Annotated in this window: 16 protein-coding genes, 1 other RNA gene and 2 pseudogenes; 5 read left to right on the forward strand and 14 right to left on the reverse strand. The window is 66.3% G+C overall.

Annotated features, from left to right (window positions below; translation table 11 throughout):
* Positions 1-32 precede the first annotated feature (32 nt).
* The 10 genes and pseudogenes from chrA to ssrA all read right to left on the reverse strand — a co-directional run bounded on the left by chrA (position 33) and on the right by ssrA (position 7,222).
* A pseudogene (chrA, locus tag ACTFO6_RS11775) lies at positions 33-1,397 on the reverse strand (chromate efflux transporter).
* A 185-nt stretch (positions 1,398-1,582) separates the two neighbouring features.
* Positions 1,583-2,788 (reverse strand): MFS transporter, encoded by a 1,206-nt coding sequence (locus ACTFO6_RS11780; RefSeq protein ID WP_439934645.1) that lies wholly within the window; start codon positions 2,786-2,788, stop codon positions 1,583-1,585.
* Between the two features lie 244 nt (positions 2,789-3,032).
* On the reverse strand, positions 3,033-3,290 hold the full coding sequence (locus tag ACTFO6_RS11785) for a MoaD/ThiS family protein (RefSeq protein WP_439934646.1): 258 nt from the start codon (positions 3,288-3,290) through the stop codon (positions 3,033-3,035).
* Between the two features lie 13 nt (positions 3,291-3,303).
* Complete coding sequence (locus ACTFO6_RS11790) at positions 3,304-4,422, reverse strand: glycosyl hydrolase (RefSeq protein WP_439934647.1); 1,119 nt, start codon at positions 4,420-4,422, stop codon at positions 3,304-3,306.
* 115 nt (positions 4,423-4,537) lie between these two features.
* Positions 4,538-4,645 carry a DUF1579 family protein gene (locus tag ACTFO6_RS11795; protein WP_439934648.1) on the reverse strand — a complete coding sequence of 36 codons (108 nt, stop codon included), beginning with the start codon at positions 4,643-4,645 and terminating at the stop codon, positions 4,538-4,540.
* The gene (locus ACTFO6_RS11800) at positions 4,642-5,025 is read right to left on the reverse strand and encodes a YciI family protein (RefSeq protein WP_439934649.1); all 384 of its coding nucleotides are present in this window, start codon (positions 5,023-5,025) and stop codon (positions 4,642-4,644) included. Before ACTFO6_RS11800 ends, ACTFO6_RS11795 begins: the two co-directional genes overlap by 4 nt.
* Before the next feature lie 44 nt (positions 5,026-5,069).
* Entirely contained in the window at positions 5,070-5,561 is a 492-nt protein-coding gene (locus tag ACTFO6_RS11805) for a VOC family protein (RefSeq protein WP_439934650.1), read from the reverse strand.
* Positions 5,562-5,883: 322 nt separating this feature from the next.
* Positions 5,884-6,006, reverse strand: coding sequence for a hypothetical protein (locus tag ACTFO6_RS11810; protein ID WP_439934723.1), 123 nt, complete (start codon positions 6,004-6,006; stop codon positions 5,884-5,886).
* A 20-nt stretch (positions 6,007-6,026) separates the two neighbouring features.
* Positions 6,027-6,752 (reverse strand): annotated as a pseudogene (locus tag ACTFO6_RS11815) (RNA polymerase sigma factor); the annotation flags it as partial.
* Positions 6,753-6,826: 74 nt separating this feature from the next.
* Positions 6,827-7,222, reverse strand: a transfer-messenger RNA (tmRNA) gene (gene ssrA / locus ACTFO6_RS11820).
* Between the two features lie 140 nt (positions 7,223-7,362).
* On the opposite strand from ssrA, the gene ACTFO6_RS11825 reads away from it, so the two are divergent.
* Entirely contained in the window at positions 7,363-8,277 is a 915-nt protein-coding gene (locus ACTFO6_RS11825) for an adenylate/guanylate cyclase domain-containing protein (protein ID WP_439934651.1), read from the forward strand.
* A 24-nt stretch (positions 8,278-8,301) separates the two neighbouring features.
* On the opposite strand, the gene ACTFO6_RS11830 is transcribed toward ACTFO6_RS11825, so the two are convergent.
* The 4 genes from ACTFO6_RS11830 to ACTFO6_RS11845 are packed head-to-tail and all read right to left on the reverse strand — an operon-like array spanning position 8,302 to position 11,780.
* On the reverse strand, positions 8,302-8,955 hold the full coding sequence (locus tag ACTFO6_RS11830; RefSeq protein WP_439934652.1) for an HAD-IA family hydrolase: 654 nt from the start codon (positions 8,953-8,955) through the stop codon (positions 8,302-8,304).
* Complete coding sequence (gene ubiG, locus ACTFO6_RS11835; RefSeq protein ID WP_439934653.1) at positions 8,952-9,677, reverse strand: bifunctional 2-polyprenyl-6-hydroxyphenol methylase/3-demethylubiquinol 3-O-methyltransferase UbiG; 726 nt, start codon at positions 9,675-9,677, stop codon at positions 8,952-8,954. Before ubiG ends, ACTFO6_RS11830 begins: the two co-directional genes overlap by 4 nt.
* Before the next feature lies 1 nt (position 9,678).
* The gene (locus tag ACTFO6_RS11840; RefSeq protein WP_439934654.1) at positions 9,679-11,028 is read right to left on the reverse strand and encodes a TRZ/ATZ family hydrolase; all 1,350 of its coding nucleotides are present in this window, start codon (positions 11,026-11,028) and stop codon (positions 9,679-9,681) included.
* A gap of 56 nt (positions 11,029-11,084) precedes the next feature.
* Entirely contained in the window at positions 11,085-11,780 is a 696-nt protein-coding gene (locus ACTFO6_RS11845; protein ID WP_439934655.1) for an OmpA family protein, read from the reverse strand.
* A 339-nt stretch (positions 11,781-12,119) separates the two neighbouring features.
* Between ACTFO6_RS11845 and gyrA the strand changes: the two genes are divergently transcribed.
* Genes gyrA through pheA form a run of 4 tightly spaced genes read left to right on the forward strand, consistent with a single transcriptional unit; the run spans position 12,120 to position 18,057 of the window.
* The gene (gene gyrA / locus ACTFO6_RS11850; protein ID WP_439934656.1) at positions 12,120-14,714 is read left to right on the forward strand and encodes a DNA gyrase subunit A; all 2,595 of its coding nucleotides are present in this window, start codon (positions 12,120-12,122) and stop codon (positions 14,712-14,714) included.
* Positions 14,715-15,797: a 3-phosphoserine/phosphohydroxythreonine transaminase gene (gene serC / locus ACTFO6_RS11855; protein ID WP_439934657.1), complete on the forward strand. Its 1,083-nt coding sequence runs from the start codon at positions 14,715-14,717 to the stop codon at positions 15,795-15,797. It abuts the gene before it with no gap.
* A gap of 9 nt (positions 15,798-15,806) precedes the next feature.
* Complete coding sequence (locus ACTFO6_RS11860) at positions 15,807-17,009, forward strand: phosphoglycerate dehydrogenase (protein WP_439934658.1); 1,203 nt, start codon at positions 15,807-15,809, stop codon at positions 17,007-17,009.
* Entirely contained in the window at positions 16,993-18,057 is a 1,065-nt protein-coding gene (gene pheA / locus ACTFO6_RS11865; protein ID WP_439934659.1) for a prephenate dehydratase, read from the forward strand. Before ACTFO6_RS11860 ends, pheA begins: the two co-directional genes overlap by 17 nt.
* Positions 18,058-18,059: the final 2 nt, after the last annotated feature.

Genomic DNA, 18,059 nt, shown 5'->3' on the forward strand with positions numbered 1-18,059 from the left:
TGAAGAGCCTATCGTCGTCCAGGCCGGCATCCTCAAAGGACGAGCTGGTAGACAAGGCCAGACACGCCGCACGCCGCGATGAGCGGGATGACGCCGACCTGGTAGCGGAAGAGCGAGACGACCGCCGCTAGCGCGATCAGGGCCGATACCCAATCGAAGTTCCCAGCAAACCCTTGCGGCCATAGCACGTGATAGCCGAAGAACAGGGCCAGGTTGAGGATCACGCCGACCACGGCCGCAGTGATCGCGGTCAGCGGCGCGGTGAACTTGAGGTCGCCGTGGGTCGATTCCACGAGCGGGCCGCCGGCCAGGATGAACAGAAAGGAAGGGAGAAAAGTGAACCACGTCACCACACAGGCCGCGACTGCACCAGCCGCGAAAAGCATGTCCGGCCCGAACAATGCCTTGACATAGCCACCCACAAAGCCGACGAAGGCCACCACCATGATGAGCGGCCCTGGCGTGGTTTCGCCGAGCGCCAGGCCGTCGATCATCTGCGTCGGCGTGAGCCAGCCGTAATGTCCGACTGCGCCTTGGTAGACGTAGGGCAGCACTGCATACGCGCCGCCGAAAGTGAGTAAGGCTGCCTTGGTGAAGAACCAGCCCATCTGTGTGAGCGTGCCATTCCAGCCGTAGAGCGCCGAAAGCCCTGCCATCGGCACGGCCCACAACAACGCTCCAATCACGAGCACGCGGACAAGGCGGCTTAAGTGAAAGCGGGCGTGCTCTGGCGGGGGGGTATCGTCGTCGATCAGCGCCGGACCGAAGGACTTGTCAACCTTGCCATGCCCGCCACCCGCCTTGAACTTGTCTGGGACGATGCGCCCGCCGAGATAGCCGATCAGCGCCGCGCCGGCAACGATCGCCGGAAACGGCACATTGAGCGCGAAGATGGCCACGAACGAGGCTGCGGAAATTGCCCACAGCACGTGGTTCTTGAGGGCCCGAGAACCGATGCGGTAGGCCGCATGCACGACGATGGCGGTCACGGCGGGCTTGATGCCATAAAACAGCCCGGCCACCAGGGGCACGTCGCCGAAGGCAATGTAGATCCACGACAGCACGATCAGGATGAACAGGGAAGGCAAGACGAAGAGCGTACCGGCGACGATGCCGCCCCAGGTGCGGTGCATCAGCTAACCGATGTAAGTGGCGAGCTGCTGCGCTTCCGGGCCGGGCAGCACCATGCAGTAGTTGAGCGCGTGCAGGAAGCGTCTCTCACTGATCCAGCGTCTACGCTCGACCAGCTCGGTGTGCATGACAGCGATCTGTCCGGCCGGACCGCCGAAACTGATGAAGCCGAGTTTGAACCAGAAGCGGAAAGCTTCCCAGAAGCTCACAACGGATGGCTGGGTTCTGGCGTCGTGTTGCGCCGGTGTGGCGGTGGATTGGCTCATGTCTTCGCCTCCTTTTCAAAGGCGGCCAGCAGGCCGTCGAACGCGCTGCCGGCGGTCGCCAGAAGTTGATCGTCGTAGGCCAATCGTCTCGCGCGAGCCCCTCAGCACCTGTTCGAGGCCGCTCGCCCCCGGGGGCGGTGTTTCCCAGGGCTCCGGGGGTTGTCGCTGAGCCGGGTACGCCCTTCTCAGTGCGCTGGTTTTACCCGCCGGAAGGCCTTGAGCAGCGCCAGATCATAGAGGATTTTCAGCATCCCGCACACTACCAACGGCGCGGCGAGCCATCCCGCCGCGAACAAGGCGCCGCCCAGAGAGGGGCTGAGCGCCGAGGCCAAGCTCCGCGGCACCGCAGTGTAGCTCGCCGCCGCTGCTCGTTCCGGCGGTGTGACCACGGCCATGACGTAAGCCGACCGGGTCGGCACGTCCATCTGCGACAGCGCAGCGCGTAGAAGCAGCAGACCCAGGGCAATCTCCAGACGAGGTGCGAATGCCGCCCCGATGAGGGCGAGGCTGGCGGGAATGTGGGTGAACACCATGGTATTGAGCAGGCCGATGCGACGGGCCACCCACGGCGCCGCGAGCTGAGAGAGGGCAGTGCAAAGCCCCGCCCAGAAGAAGAACGCGCCGGCTGCGGAAAGCGACAGCTCGAAGCGCTCGAACAGCCACAAGGCCAGCAGTGAGTGCACGATCAGCCCGCCGGCAAAGGCATCAACCGAAAACAACGCCGCTAGTTTGATGACGAGGCCGCGCGAGGGTCCAAGGGGGGCAGGCGGACTGCGGTGGGCTTGGCTGGACGACGGCCTCGGCAGCCGTGCGTACAGCAACCAGACCACGAAGCCGGCTGCGCCGTAGAGGACGAACATGGCCCGCAACGCGGTGAGGCGATCGACCCCCAGCGTTGCCAAACCGTCCGGCACGGCGGCGGCAAGCGCGCCGAACGCGGCGGCGAGCGCGCCAGTCAGGCTGTAACGGGCGAACAGCGCGGTGCGGACGTGGCCTTGGGCGGCTTCGGCCAGACGGGCGTGCTCCAGGGGGAGGAACACGCTGACATCGCCGGCGCTGGGATTCAGCGTACCGACAAAGGCGACCACCAGCAGCGGCCAGAACGCGGACAGGCTGGCGAAGGCAAGCCCCGTAGCGGTCATCAGCAGGGCCGCCCCGAGCAGCAGGCTGCGGTGGTGAAAACGATGTCCCCAGGCGCCCACGGCCAGGGTGGCGAGGGCCGATCCCAGCAGGGTCGCGGTGCTGAGCAGCCCCACCTCCCAGGTGCCAAAACCCAGCGCCAGCAGGTAAGCGGGCAGCAGCACGGCGACGTACCCGTCGCAGAGCGCCCGCATGCCGCGTCCGATGAGCAGCAGGCGCGCCTCGGGTGCGGCGCCGGCGGGCAGGATCACGCTCGCTCGGGCGCGAGGGCGGTTTTCTTCGGCGGGGCGGTTGTGCACCGGGTATCAAGGGCGTCCTGGATCATCCCGAATCGTATCGCAACATTCCCGGTTCGTATCGCGACGCCCCCGGTTGGAGGCCCGTGGTCGATCTGCAGGTAGTCGTTCGGAACGACCGCGAATCGACACAGTCCCCTTCTCGGTCGGCGCGTGGGAATCCTGAAGCTGGGCGCGTCCGCGCGCAGGTCCCGCGCCGTCAGCCGCCGCTTAACGCCTGGACGATGATCACTTCCTCGGTGGCGCCCAGCGGCTGCGCCAGATCGAAGACCTGCTTGCCGCCGACGAAGAAGCGCATGTGGGACCGGATCCCGTCCTGCTCGTCGATCATGCGGAAGCGGATTCCCGGGTATTGACGGTCCAGATCGTCGAGGAGCGCGGCGAGGGTGGAACCGCTCGCCTCGACCGACGATCGCCCCGTGTATGAACGCAGCGGGCTGGGGATGAGCACTTTCATCGGGTGGGTCTGCCTACGGTAATTCAGCCGCTTCCACGGCGTAGATCTCCGGAAGGTGCCGCGCGATACAGGCCCACTGGCGACCTTCGTCCCGGCTCATCCACAGCTCGCCGCTGGTGGTGCCGAAATACAGGCCCACGGGATCCTGCGCGTCCGCCGTCATCGCCTGGCGCTTCACGGTCCACCAGGCCTGGCTTTTGGGCAGGCCGTCGTCGAGCCGCTGCCAGGTCTCGCCGCCGTCACGGGTCGCATACACCGCTGGAGCCCCATCGGGACTGGTGCGCGGCCAGACGGTGGCGCCGTCCATCGGGAACACCCACGCGGTGTCCGCGTCCCGCGGGTGCACCACGATGGGAAAGCCGATGTCGCCGACCCGCTCGGGCATGGTCTTGCCGATGCGTATCCACTCGTCGGACGGACGGTCGAGCCGGTAAATGCCGCAGTGATTCTGCTGATACAAACGATCCGGGTTGCTCGGACAAAGCCGCACGCAGTGCGGGTCGTGGAACGTGGGATTGGTCGCATCGAAACCTTCCACCACGTCGAGCCCTTTCAGGAGGGGCGCCCAGGTCCGGCCCCCATCTCGCGATTCGTGCACCCCGCCGCCCGACATGGCGAAGTAGAGATGCTTGGGATCGCGCGGGTCGACGATGATGGAGTGCAGCTTCGGCCCATCGGGGGTGCCGTCCTGCACGGTGCCCATCCACTTCCGGTACCGGGGGTCGTCGTTGATGCTAGAGAACGGCGTCCAGGTGACGCCCCCGTCCTCCGAGCGGAACAGCCCCTGGGGCGAAGTTCCCGCGTACCAGACGTCCGGCTCGGCGGCGCGGGCGGGCGTCAGCCAGAACGTCTGGTCGACCACGCGGCCCTGCTCGCCCGCCGGCGCTTTGGCGAAGGCCGGCGGCCGCTCTGCTTCCTTCCAGGTGCGGCCCAGATCGGTAGAGCGGAAGATGGTCGGGCCCAGGTGCCCGGTCTTCGCCGCCGCGAGCAGCGTCCGCCCGTCGCGCGGGTCGAGCACGAGATGATTGACGATGTGACCGAGAAAGTGCGGCCCGTCGACCCGCCAGGCCTTCCGTGCTCCATCGCCGTGATACAACCACGCCCCTTTGCGCGTAGCGACCAGCACTACCACGCGACCCGTCGACCGGGAGCGCTGGGCGCGGGCGGCCGGGTTGCGGGTTCGAGTCGCGGTTTTCTCGGGATTGCTCGTCATCGATCGTTCCTCCTGGGAAGATTGAGCCGCGCCACTACTTCTTCCGGCGATAGTGGGCTGTCATGAAATGGTGCCATCGGCCGTCGTCGTCCAGACTGTGGGACGTCAGCACCCGATGATCGTCGCTCTTCAGTTCGATCACGTCCCTGCGCCGGCCTCCTTCGCCCTCCGTTTTGCTTCGGCTTGTACCGTTTCCCGGATCGGCCGGATCGGTCGTATCTCGATGCTGCCCACCCGCGCCGGTGGGATTTTCGAGGCTAGCTGGATGGGCTCGTTCAGGTCCTGCGCCTCGATCAGGTAGGAGCCGGCGAGCTGCTCCTTGGTTTCGGCGAAGGGGCCGTCGGTGACGGACAGCTTGCCGTTCCTGACCCGAACGGTAGTGGCGGTATGTACGGACTCTAGGGCCTCCGAGGCGATGCACTGGCCGCTCTTGCGGATCGCCGCGTCGTATTCCACGCAGTCTTCGTCGGGCAGCTCCGGGAGCCGTTTCTCGTCGAGATAAACCAGACACAGGTATTTCATTGCGTTCTCCTTTTCGTTGAGGGGGCGGCCCGTGCACGGGCTGGCTATTCTTCCCCGTATGCCTGCTTCAATTTCGCGATCTCGATCTTTTTCATTTGCAACATCGCCTTCATGACCCGTTCGGTTCGCCGGACATCCTTGTCCAGCAGCATCTCGATCAGGGCCGTCGGAACGATCTGCCAGGATACGCCGTACTTGTCCTTGAGCCAGCCGCACTGCTGCGCACTCGGGTCGCCGTCCTCGGAAAGCTTCTCCCAGAGATAGTCCACCTCCTCCTGCGTTTCGCAATGTACCTGAAACGAGATGGCCTCGTTGAATTTGAAGACCGGTCCGCCGTTCAGTGCGATAAACCCGTGACCGTCAATCTCGAACTCGACGGTCATGACCGACCCCTCGGGCCTTCCGTGAATCTCGTGGCCTTCCTTCCCATAGCGGCTGATTCTTCCGATCCTGGAATTCCTAAAGATCGACGTGTAGAACCTTGCGGCCTCTTCGGCCTGATTGTCGAACCAAAGGCAAGGGGTGATTCTCTGCATGGTGTTTCGCTCCTTTTGGGTGCCGGCAGAAGGAGAAGGGGAGAAGGCGATGACGGCCCCGTCCCGGATGTGCGCGGGGCCCTTCGAATGGCGCCTCTTTCTTCGTCCCGATCCCCATCTCGCGCCAGCGCTCGACCGCCTCCGATTTCATGCCGAGCGCGGTCTCGAAGTCTTCCAGCTCGAACAGTTGACGTACCTCGATTAAGTCTTTGTTTCTGAAGCCTGTGTAGTTTTCGGCCGGCCTGAGCGCCCGGCCTCCGGCTTTGAGGGCCGTTTACGATCCATAGTCGTTCGGCGGGGCGCCAAATCGACAATGGACCGATCAAGTTTGCAGCTCGGCCAGCCGCCGTCCGAGAAACCGCCGCTCCGGCGCCTGGCGCGTCAGGGCAAGGGCTCGCTGGTAAGCGGCCCGGGCCTCCGCCGTCCTTCCCAGCCGCCGGCACAGCTCCGCCCGCGCCGCGTGGGCTCGGGTTCAGGCAACAGCTCGACCAGCAGCCTCCCCAACCGGATCGCCTCCCCCGAGAGATCGGGCCGGGTGAGGGAGGCACCCGAGCTGGTGGCGTAGCCTTCGTTGAACACCAGGTAGATGACCCGCAGCACGCTGTCCAGCCGCTCGGGGAGCTCGGCTCGTTCGGGCACCTGATAGGGAATGCGGGCCTCTCGGATCTTCGCTTTGGCGCGCACGATGCGCTGGGCGAGGGTGGGGGCGGGAATCAAGAAGGCGTGGGCGATCTCTTCGGTGGCGAGGTCGCACACTTCCCGCAGCGTGAGCGCCACCTGGGCGTCGGGGGACAAGGCCGGATGGCAGCAGGTGAAGATCAACCGCAGCCGGTCGTCCTCGATGTCTTCGTCGCCGCTCCACGCCGGCGCGTCGGCAACGATCGCCTCCACCTGCTCGGCCATCTCGTCCAGGGGATCGAAGCGGGCGCGCTTGCGGATGCCGTCGATCGCCTTGAAGCGGCCGGTGGAGACGAGCCACGCCCGGGGGTTGGCCGGCATGCCTTCCTGGGGCCATTGCTTCAAAGCGGCCTTGAAGGCATCGTGCAGCGCTTCTTCGGCGAGATCGAAGTCGCCGAGCAGGCGGATCGGGGTGGCGAGCACTCGCCGGGACTCGGCGCGGTAGGTCGCCTCCACCGCCTCGCGCGCTGGCTCGGCTGTGCCAGGATTTCCCTCTCGGGGTATCTCCGCCATCCGCCCTAAGCTCCAGAAGAATCTGCCGGTTGAGCCGATGAGAAAACCCGGAAAGGTTCCGGGTTTCAGGAAAATGGTGGAGGCGGGGGGAATCGAACCCCCGTCCGCGAATCCTCCGCAGTCAGGCCTACATGCTTAGCCGGGTCTATTGCATCTCGCCTCGCGCCCGCCGGCCGGCAGGCTGACGCTTGGCCAGCCGCTTCGACGGATGCGCACGGCCAAGCGGCCAGACCGTGCGCAGGGGCTGATGTGAATGACGCTGCACCCCTTCGAGCAAGCTCGGCTTGCGCCTCCCTCGCCCGGCAGGGCCTAGCCCATCAGCAGGCTAGTGCAGCGTCTCGCCGGTGTTAGGCGGCGAGAGCGTAACGCTCGTCGTTGGCGTCTATTGGTTTCCAGTGGATTTACGAGGGAACTGGTCCTCGGCATGCCCTGCGCTGCTTCGCAACCCGCGTCGAAACCAGGTCGCCCCCTGCATTGGATGCAGAATTCTAGCGCTTTCAGACAGGTTCAACCTATGAGACCCGAGGATTTGCGATTCGTTCCACCGGTGATACCATTTCGGCTAAATGAAAAGTATATTTTCCTCAAATGCTTATAGTTTGTTCTTGATATGAGTCGAAGCCTGGCCCGATGCGCGGTGATGTTCGCCGATCTGGTGGGCAGCACCCGGATCTACGCCGTCCTAGGCAATCTGGCCGGCCGCGCGGTGGTGGAAGCCTTCGTGCAGCGGAGCGCCCGGGTCACCCAGGAGCATGGCGGCCGGCTGGTCAAGGCGGTGGGGGACGCCGCCTTGAGCGTCTTTCCCTCCGCGGACCAGGCGCTCCGCGCGGCCGGCGTCCTGCAGCGGCAGGCGGCGAGCCAGCCCTGTGCCGGGGAGAAGGTGCGACTCCACATCGGGATCCATTACGGGGATCTGATGGAGGAGGGGCGGGACATCTTTGGCGATACCGTGAACCTGGCCGCCTACCTGAGCGATATGGCAAGCCCGGAGCAGATTCTCACTTCCGAGGCCACCTACGGCACCCTCTCCGAAGAGCTCAAGGCGACATGCCGGCCCATTTTCCAGGTCCGGATCAAAGACACCGCCCGGGAGACGGTGATCTATCAAGTCCTTTGGGACCATGACAGCACGACGGTGACCGATTTGAACCTGGAGGGACGGCGCTTGCTGCCGGCGGACCCAGGCGGCTTGGTGCTCACCCACCGGGGGCAGCGGATCACCGTGGATCGTTTCCGTTACCGCGTCGTGATCGGCCGGGCTCTCCACTGCGATGTGCGGCTGGCGGACCGCTTCGTCTCCCGGGAGCATGCCATCGTCCGGCTGGAGGGGGTGCAGTTCTATCTCACCGACAGCAGCATCAATGGCACCGTGGTGGAATTCGAGGACGGCCGTTCCATTCAGCTCCTGCGGCGAGAGATTTCCCTGGAGAGCGCCGGCTGGATCTGGCCCGGCGGCAAGCGGGGTGCATCCTTTGAGGATGCGGTGCGCTTCGAGCGGGACCGCCGTTCGCTCTATCGGGTCTAGGTCCGGATTTGTCTTCTCTCTTCTCTAAAGGAGGTCGAGCAGCTCCAGCGGCTGGGTGATGGCGCCCTGGGCGCCCCAGGCCTGCCACGGCCTGCCGTCACCCAGGTAGCCGTAGCGGGCCACGACGGGACGCATGCCGGCGGCGAGGCTCGCCTGCACGTCCCGCTCGTCGTCGCCCAGGTAAAGGCACGCCGGCGGCTCGATGCCCACCTGCCGGCTGGCGGTGAGCAGGGGTTCGGGGTGGGGCTTGGGATGAGGGCAGGTGTCGGCGCTGACGATGCAGCGGGCGCGGCTTGCCACGCCCAGGGCCGCGAGCAGGGGGCGGGTGAAACGCTCCGGCTTGTTGGTCACGATGCCCCATACGATACCCCGGGCCTCGAGCCTGTCCAGCAGCTCGGGAATGCCGGGGAAGAGCCGGGTGTGGCGGCACAGGGCCTCGCTATAGAGGGCCAGGAACTCCTCCCGCAGCACGCCGTAATCGGGGTCTTCCGGCGTGAGGCCGAAGCTCAGGTGGAGCAGACCCCGGGCACCCGCCGAAGCGTGGGGTCGCACCGTTTCGATGGCCAAAGGAGGCAGGTTTCGCCGCTCCCGCATGCGGTTCAAGGCATGACCCAGGTCGGGGGCGGTATCGGCGAAGGTACCGTCCAGGTCGAAGAAAACCGCTCGGGGACGGGTCATGTCTTCCGGGTGAGGGCGAAGTAGTTCACGTCGATGTCGGCTCCCAGGGCGTACTGCCTGGTGAACGGGTTGTAGGTCAGACCGGTGAAGCCCGTCACGTCGAGCCCTGCCTCGCGGGCCATGCGGGCGAGCTCGGCCGGGCGGATCAGGCGGGCGTACTCGTGGGTGCCGCGGGGTAGCAGCCCCAACACGTATTCCGCTCCCACGATGGCGAAGAGGAAGGACTTCAGGTTGCGGTTGATGGTGGAGAAGACCACCGGCGCCCCCGGCCGGGCCACGGCGGCGCAGGCCTTTACGGTGCTCGCGGGATCCGGCACGTGCTCCAAGAGCTCCATGCAGGTGACTACGTCGTAGCGCTCCTGCATTTCGGCCGCCAATTGCTCCACCGAGCAGTGGCGGTAGTCCACCTGCAGGCCGCTTTCCAGCAGGTGCAGTTTGGCTACCTTGAGGGCTTTTTCTCCCAGGTCGATTCCTGTCACCCGGGCGCCCCGGGCCGCCATGCTTTCGGCGAGAATCCCGCCCCCGCAGCCCACGTCCAGGACCTCTTTGCCCGCCAGCCCGCCGGCCGCCTCTTCGATGAGCTTCAGGCGCAGGGGGTTGATGTCGTGCAGCGGCTTGAACTCGCTGTGGGGATCCCACCAGCGGTGGGCGAGCTGGTTGAATTTCTCGATCTCCAGGGGATCGACGTTGTTCATGGCCTCAAGCCCGGATTCGCGGGCCATTTCAATTGCCGTCTTGTCGAACGTTGGCGTCCGCTTTGGCGATGCGGCGTCCCCAGCGGCTCGCGCGGGTGGCGAGCTCGCCCGGCTCCAGGGTGGTGAGCCGCCCGTCGTCCAGCAAGAGCCGCCCCTCGACCCAAACGTGGCTCACGTGCTCCCGGCCGGCGGCGTAGACCAGGTGGGACTGGGGATCGTAGCAGGGAGTAAGCTCCAGGGCGCCCAAGTCCACCGCGGCCATGTCGGCCCGTTTCCCCGGGACGAGGGAGCCGATTTCCTTTTCTAGACCGAGGGCCCGGGCCCCGTCCAGGGTGGCCATTTCCAGGGTGCGGTGGGCGGGAAGGGCGTCCGCCCGGCCGCTCACCGCCTTGGCGAGAAGGGCCGCGGTGCGCATCTCCTGGAAGAGGTCGAGCCGGTTGTTGCTGGCCGCCCCGTCCGTGCCGAGCCCCACGTTGACGCCTCGCTCCACGAGCTGGGCGATGGGGGCGAAACCGCTGGCGAGCTTCAGGTTAGAGGAGGGGCAGTGGGCGACGCTGGCGTTGGCGCGGGCGACGAGCTCCATCTCCTCCGGCGTTAAGTGCACCATATGCACCGCCACCAGGCCGGGTCCCAGGAGCCCGAGGCGCCGCAGCCGCTCCAAGGGCCGCACCCCGTACTGGCGCAGGCTTTCCCGGATTTCTTCGTCGGTCTCGTGCAGGTGCACGTGGATGGGCACCTGGAGCTGCTCCGCGTAGGTGAGCAGCTTTTCGAAGGTCCTATCGCTCACGGTGTACGGGGCGTGGGGCGCCATGCAGAAGGAGAGCAGGGCGTTCGCCCGGTGCTCGTCCCTCAGCGCCATGCCCTTGCTCAGATAGTCGTCGGGATCGGCGGCGTAGGGTGTGGGGAAATCCACCACGATCATCCCTAGGGCCGCCCGCATCCCGGCCTCCATCACCGCCCGGGCGGCCGCCTCGGGGAAGAAATACATGTCGTTGAAGCAGGTGATCCCGCCCCGGATCATCTCGGCGCAGGCGAGGAGCGTCCCGTCGTGGACGAACTCGGGCGTCACGAAGCGCATCTCCGCCGGCCAGATGTGCTTCTGCAGCCATTCCATAAGGGGCAGATCGTCCGCGAGACCCCGCAGCAGGGTCATGGCAGCGTGGGTGTGCAGGTTGACGAGCCCCGGCATGAGGGCGTGGCGCTCGAGCCGCAGGCGCTCCCGGGCCTCGAAGCGTCCTTCGGCTTCCTGCCAGGGCAGCAGGGCGCGGATGCGGCCGTCCCGGACCGCCACCGAGTGGCGCTCCAGCACCCGGCCCGCCGGCTCCATGGGCAGCAGCCAGCGGGCGTCAACCAGAAGATCGACCGTGTCGCGCGCCATAAAAAGAAAGCCCTGCGCGGGCAGGGCTTTGTTCGTCCGCGGAAGGCGGCTTGCGCTTACTTGCGGGTGCCCGCCACCTCCACTTCCACACGCCGATCCGGCTGATAGCACTTGATGAGCGCCGCGCCGCGCTTGCCCTTGCAGTCCTCGGGCTTGGTGACGGGATCGGATTCGCCCTTGCCGTCAGTGTACACCTTGTTGGCCGGGATGCCCTTGGACACCAGGTAGGCCTTCACCGATTCGGCCCGGCGCAGGGAAAGCTTCTTGTTGTAGGCCTCGGGGCCGATGCGGTCGGCGTGGCCCACGGTCACGATGACTTCGTACTCCACCCCTTCCAGCTTCTGCACGAAGTTGTCCAGGGCTTGCTTGCCCTCCGGCCGCAGCTCCGCCTTGTCGAAATCGAACAGCACGTCGGCCGCGAAGGTGACCTTCTCCGGCATCATCACGGGAGCCGGCGCGGGGGCCGGGGCAGGCGCCGGCGAGGGCGCCGGCGCCGGGGCGACCGGGGCGGGCGCGGGTGGCGGCGCGGGCGGCTCGGCCTTCTTCACCAGGTCCGGATCGCACTCCTCGATGGCCATCGCCGGGGTCCAGTAGCCGGCGCGCCAGCACTGTCCGTAGCTGTTCTTGGTGACCGTGCCGCGGGAATCCACCCAGTAGCCGGACTTGTCCGCGGCGGCGAGCACCGGGCCCGATGCGAGAACGGCGGCAGCCGTCAGGCCCAACATCAGATGCTTCGGGGAGTAAGTTTTCATGCTTGCACCTTTCTTGTTCGTTCCAAAAAAAAAGCAATACGAGCCCCGGCGGGGAGGTGTTCACGAATGCTCCGGGACTCCCTTTGCGCCTCGAGTTAACGCAAAACCTCTGTTGAACGAGGTCGATCCGCGCTAGGGCGTGAAAGCATTATCCGGTTAAAATCTTTGTTATGTCAACCCCTTGCGCGCGCTCCTGGCGCCTGGAATCAGGAACCGCGGATAGTCCGTGCCAGGTTGTCCATGATAAAATTTTCGTTTTTTTGAATTGAATGTTTGCGCCATGCCGTGCAGGGTGCAAGCGCCGGGCCTGTTTCCCGTTATGTGAGCCGTTTCGGCCATATGGATTCATTCGCTAAAGAAACCGTTCCCGTCAGCCTCGAAGAGGAAATGCGCCGCTCTTACTTGGATTACGCCATGAGCGTGATCGTGGGCCGGGCGCTTCCCGACGTGAGGGACGGCTTAAAGCCCGTGCACCGGCGCATCCTGTACGCGATGCACGAGGCCAACATCGTCTGGAACCGGCCGTACGTGAAATGCGCCCGGGTGGTGGGCGACGTGATGGGGAAATACCACCCTCACGGCGACGCCGCCATCTATGACACCCTGGTGCGCATGGCCCAAGACTTCTCCATGCGCTATCCCTTGATCGACGGCCAGGGCAACTTCGGCTCGGTGGATGGGGACAACCCGGCGGCCATGCGCTACACCGAGTGCCGGCTGTCCCGCATCGCCTCCGAGCTGATGGCCGACATCGACAAGGAGACGGTGGATTTCCAGCCCAACTACGACGAGAAGGAGCGGGAGCCCGTCTGCCTGCCCACCCGGGTGCCCAATCTGTTGATCAATGGGTCCTCGGGCATCGCGGTAGGCATGGCCACCAACGTGCCGCCCCACAACCTGCGGGAAGTGGTGGACGCCTGCCTTGCGCTTCTCGCGCGGCCGGGAATGACCATCGACGAGCTGATGGAGATCGTCCCGGCGCCGGATTTTCCCACCCGGGGAATCATTTACGGCCTGGAGGGCGTGCGGGAGGGCTACCGCAGCGGGCGCGGCCGGGTGGTGATCCGCGCCCGCACCCACGTGGAGGACCTGGAGAAGGGGGACCGCCAGGCCATCGTCATCGACGAGCTGCCTTATCAGGTGAACAAGGCGAACCTGCTGGTGCGCATCGGCGAGCTGGTGCGGGAAAAGAAGCTGGAGGGCATCGCCGACCTGCGGGACGAGTCGGACAAGTCGGGCATGCGGGTGGTGATCGAGCTCAAGCGCGGCGAAATGCCGGAAGTGGTCCTGAACAACCTGTACAAAGAAACCCCGATGCAGGACACCTTCAGCATGAACATGGTGGCCCTGGTGGACAACCAGCCGCGGCTGCTCAACCTGAAGGAGCTGCTGGAAGCGTTCCTGCGCCACCGCCGGGAGGTGGTGACGCGGCGCACGGTGTACGAGCTGCGCAAGGCCCGGGAACGGGGCCACATCCTGGAAGGCCTGGCGGTGGCCCTGTCCAACGTGGACGAGATCATCGCCTTGATCAAGGAGGCCCCCTCGCCGGCGGCGGCCAGAGAGCGGCTGATGGAGCGCATCTGGCGCTCCGCGCTGGTGGAGGAGATGCTGGCGCGGGTCGACGCCGAGGCGGCCCGCCCCGAGGGCCTGGCGCCGGAATTCGGCCTGTCCGCCCAGGGCTACCGGCTCTCGGATGTCCAGGCTCAGCGCATCCTGGAGATGCAACTGCAGCGCCTGACCGGGCTGGAGCGGGACAAGATCGTGGCCGAGTACCGGCAAGTGATGGACGCCATCACCGACCTCCTGGACGTGCTGGCGCGCCCCGAGCGGGTGGACGCCATCGTCGCCGACGAGCTGCGGGCCGTGAAGGAGCAGTACGGCGACGAGCGCCGCAGCGAGATCGTCACCCGGGCCCAGGAGCTGTCCCTGGAAGACCTGATCACGCCCGAGGACGTGGTGGTGACCCTGTCCCACGCGGGCTACATCAAGTGCCAGCCCGTGGCCGACTACCGGGCCCAGCGGCGCGGCGGCCGGGGCAAGCAGGCGGCGGGCACGCGGGAGGACGATTTCATCGATCACCTCTTCATCGCCCATACCCATGACTACATCCTGTGCTTCTCCAACCGGGGCAGGCTCTACTGGCTCAAGGTCTACGAGGTGCCCCAGGGGGCGCGCCTGTCCCGGGGCAAGCCCATCGTGAACCTGGTGCCCCTGCAACCGGAGGAGAAGATCACCGCCGTGCTGCCGGTGAAGGAGTTCGACGACCAGCATTACGTCTTCATGGCCACCGCCCAGGGGACGGTGAAGAAGACGCCCCTCTCCGAATTTTCCCGGCCCCGCCCCTCCGGTATCATCGCGGTGGAGCTCACCGAGGGCGACTTCCTGATCGGCGCCGAGCTCACCAGCGGCCACCAGGACGTGATGCTGTTCTCCGACGCGGGCAAGGCGGTGCGCTTTTCCGAGGAAGACGTGCGGCCCATGGGCCGGCTCGCGCGGGGCGTGCGCGGCATGCGGCTGGAGCCGGGGCAGCAGGTGATTTCCCTGGTGGTGGCGGACGGGGAGGAGCGGCAAGTGCTTACCGCCACGGAAAACGGCTACGGCAAGCGTACGCCCTTGGCCGAGTACCCGCGCCATGGCCGGGGCGGCCAGGGGGTGATCGCCATCCAGACCACCGCCCGCAACGGCAACGTGGTGGCCGCCACCCTGGTTGCGCCGGAGGACGAGGTGATGCTGATCACCACGGGAGGCGTGCTGATCCGCACCCGGGTAGCGGAAATCAGCGAGATGGGGCGCGCTACCCAGGGGGTGCGGCTCATCGACCTGGACGCCTCCGAGAAGCTGGCGGGGCTTGGCAAGGTGGTGGAGTCGGAGGCGGAGGGAGAAGCCGCCGGGGAGGCCAGGGTGAGCACGCCGGGCGAAGGAGAAGAGCGGTAAATGGGACGCGTCTACAATTTCAGCGCGGGGCCGGCGGTGCTGCCGGAAGAAGTGCTCGCCCGGGCGCGGGACGAGCTGCTCGACTGGCACGCGAGCGGCATGTCGGTGATGGAGATGAGCCACCGCGGCAAGGAGTTCGTTTCCATCGCGCGAAAGGCCGAAGCCGACCTGCGGGAGCTTATGGCCATTCCCGCCCACTACAAGGTCCTGTTCCTGCAGGGGGGGGCGACGGCCCAGTTCGCCGCGGTGCCGATGAATCTCCTGCGGGGGAAGCGCAAGGCCGATTACGTGAACACCGGCCACTGGGCCAAGCGGGCGATGGCCGAGGCGAGGAAATACTGCGAGGTGCACGTGGCCGCCAGCGCCGAGGACCGCAACTTCAGCTACGTGCCGCCCCGGGACCGCTGGAGGCTCTCTTCCGACGCGGCCTACGTGCACATCACGTCCAACGAGACCATCGGCGGCGTGGAATACCACTGGATTCCCGACACGGGCGACGTGCCCCTGGTGACGGACGCCTCATCCCATATCCTGTCCCGGCCGATGGACGTGACCCGCTTCGGCCTGATCTACGCCGGCGCGCAGAAGAACATCGGCCCGGCGGGGCTCGCCATCGTCATCGTGCGGGAGGACCTGATCGGGTCGGCGCTGACCGCCACTCCCAGCATTTTCGACTACAAGGTGCAGGCGGAGAACGAGTCCATGCTTAACACGCCGCCCACCTTCGCCATCTACATCGCCGGGCTCGTGTTCGAGTGGATCAAGGACAAGGGCGGGCTCGCGGCCATGGAGCGGATCAACGCGGAGAAGGCCCGCCTGCTCTACGATTTCCTGGACTCGAGCGACTTCTACGCTTCTCCGGTGGCGAAGGCGGACCGTTCCCGCATGAATGTCCCCTTCACTCTCAGGAATCCGGCCCTCGACGAAGAATTCCTGCGGCAGGCGAAGGAGCGCGGCCTGGTCCAGCTCAAGGGGCACCGCTCGGTGGGGGGCATGCGGGCGTCGATCTACAATGCCATGCCCATCGAGGGGGTGCGGCGGCTGGTGGAGTTCATGCGCGAGTTCGCGGTGAAACACGGCTGAGCTCGAAGCATGGCCGAACGCTATCACATCCTGACGCTCAACAACATCTCGCCCCAGGGCCTTAAGCGCTTTCCTGGAGCGCGCTACACGGTGGGCCCCCACGTCCCGGAGCCGGACGCCATCCTAGTGCGCTCCCACAACATGCTCAAGATGGAGATACCGGCGAGCGTGAAAGCCATCGGGCGCGCCGGGGCGGGCACCAACAACATCCCCGTGGAGCGCATGACCGAGCGGGGCGTGCCGGTGTTCAACACTCCGGGGGCCAACGCCAACGCGGTGAAGGAGCTGGTGGTGGCGGGCATGCTGATGGCCGCTCGCAACCTGGTGCCGGCGATCCGCTTCACCGAAGGCCTCATGGGGGACGAGACGACCCTGCACCGCCTGATCGAGGAGGGTAAGAAGCAGTTCGCCGGCTTCGAGCTGCCGGGCAGGACTCTAGGCGTCATCGGCCTGGGGGCGATCGGCAGCCTGGTGGCCGACGCCGGGATCAAGCTGGGAATGAAGGTGGTGGGCTACGATCCGGAAATCACCGTGGAGGCGGCCTGGAGCCTGCCCTCCCAGGTACGCAAGGCCCACACCCTGGAAGAGCTGGTGCGGGCAGCCGACTTCGTGACCGTCCACGTGCCCCTGCTCGACATGACGCGCCACCTGGTGGATCACAAGCTGGTGCACAAGATGAAGCCGGGAGCGATCCTGCTCAACTTCGCCCGCGACGGGGTGGTGGACGTGGAGGCCGTCCTGGCCGGCCTCTCCGAGCACCGCATCAAGTATTACGTGACCGATTTCCCCCATCCCGGCCTGGTGCATCACCCCGCCGTGATCGCCCTGCCTCACCTGGGCGCCTCCACCCAGGAGGCGGAGGACAACTGCGCCGTGATGGTGGTGGATCAGGTCATGGACTACCTGGAAAACGGCAACATCGTGAACTCGGTCAACTTCCCGACGGTGGTGATGGCCCGGGAATCCCCCTATCGTATTGGGGTGGCCAACATGAACGTGCCCAACATGGTGGGCCAGATCTCCACCGCCATGGCCAGGGCCGGGCTCAACATCCACAACATGCTGAACAAGTCCCGGGGTGCGGCCGCCTACACCCTGGTGGATCTGGACAGCCCGCCGCCACCCCGGGTGATCGAGGAGATCGCCGCGATTCCGGGCGTGCTGGCGGTGCGCTATCTCCCCTCCGGAGACGGCCATGAGCGAGCCGATTGACGAGTTGCGCAGCCGCATCGACGCGTTGGACGCCGAGCTGCTGAAGCTGCTCAACCAGCGCGCCGAGCTGGCGCGGCAGATCGGCGGCCTCAAGAACGGGAACGTCTACCGGCCGGAGCGGGAGGCCCAGGTGCTTAAGCGGCTCAAGCGATTGAACGGGGGGCCGTTGCCAGCGGAGGCGGTGGAGCGGCTGTTCGTGGAGATCATCTCCGCCTGCCGGGCGCTGGAGGAGCCGATCACCGTGGCCTACCTGGGGCCGGAGGGCACCTTCTCCGAAGAGTCGGCGATCAAGCGTTTCGGCAGTGCCGCGGCGGGGACTCCCTGCGCCTCCATCGACGAGGTGTTCCGGGCGGTGGAATCCCAGCGCGCCCACTACGGGGTGGTGCCGGTGGAGAACTCCACCGAAGGCGCCGTGGGCCGCACCCTGGATCTGCTGCTGCAGACGCCCCTCAAGGTGTGCGGGGAAATCATGCTGCAGGTCCACCAGGCCCTGCTGTTCAACGGGGAAAGCTTGGCTCAGGTGAAACGGGTCTACTCCCATCCCCAGTCCTTCGCCCAGTGCCAGCAGTGGCTCGCGGCTAACCTCTCCCACGCCGAGCGGGTGACGGCACCGAGCAACGGGGAGGCGGCCCGCCTGGCGGCCCAGGAGCCGGGGGCGGCGGCCATCGCCAGCCGGCGCGCCGCCGGCCGCTTCGGGCTCAAGGTGTTCGCGGAGAACATCGAGGACGACCCGCGCAACACCACCCGCTTCCTGGTGATCGGCCCCGAGGATGCGGGCCCCTCGGGCGCCGACAAGACCTCCCTGGTCATTTCCACCACCAACCGCCCAGGAGCCATGCGCGACCTGCTGGAGCCCTTCGCCCGCCGCCGGATCGACCTCACCCGGCTCGAATCCCGGCCTTCGCGCACCGGGCTGTGGGAGTACGTGTTTTACGTGGACATCAAGGGCCATCGGGAGGATTCTCCGGTGGCGGCGGCCCTCACTGAGGTGCGGGAGAAGGCCTCCCTCTTCAAGATCCTCGGGTCGTACCCGTGCGCCAAGGACTGACG

This window comes from Pelomicrobium sp. G1 (assembly GCF_051905455.1).
GTDB lineage: Bacteria > Pseudomonadota > Gammaproteobacteria > Burkholderiales > UBA6910 > Pelomicrobium.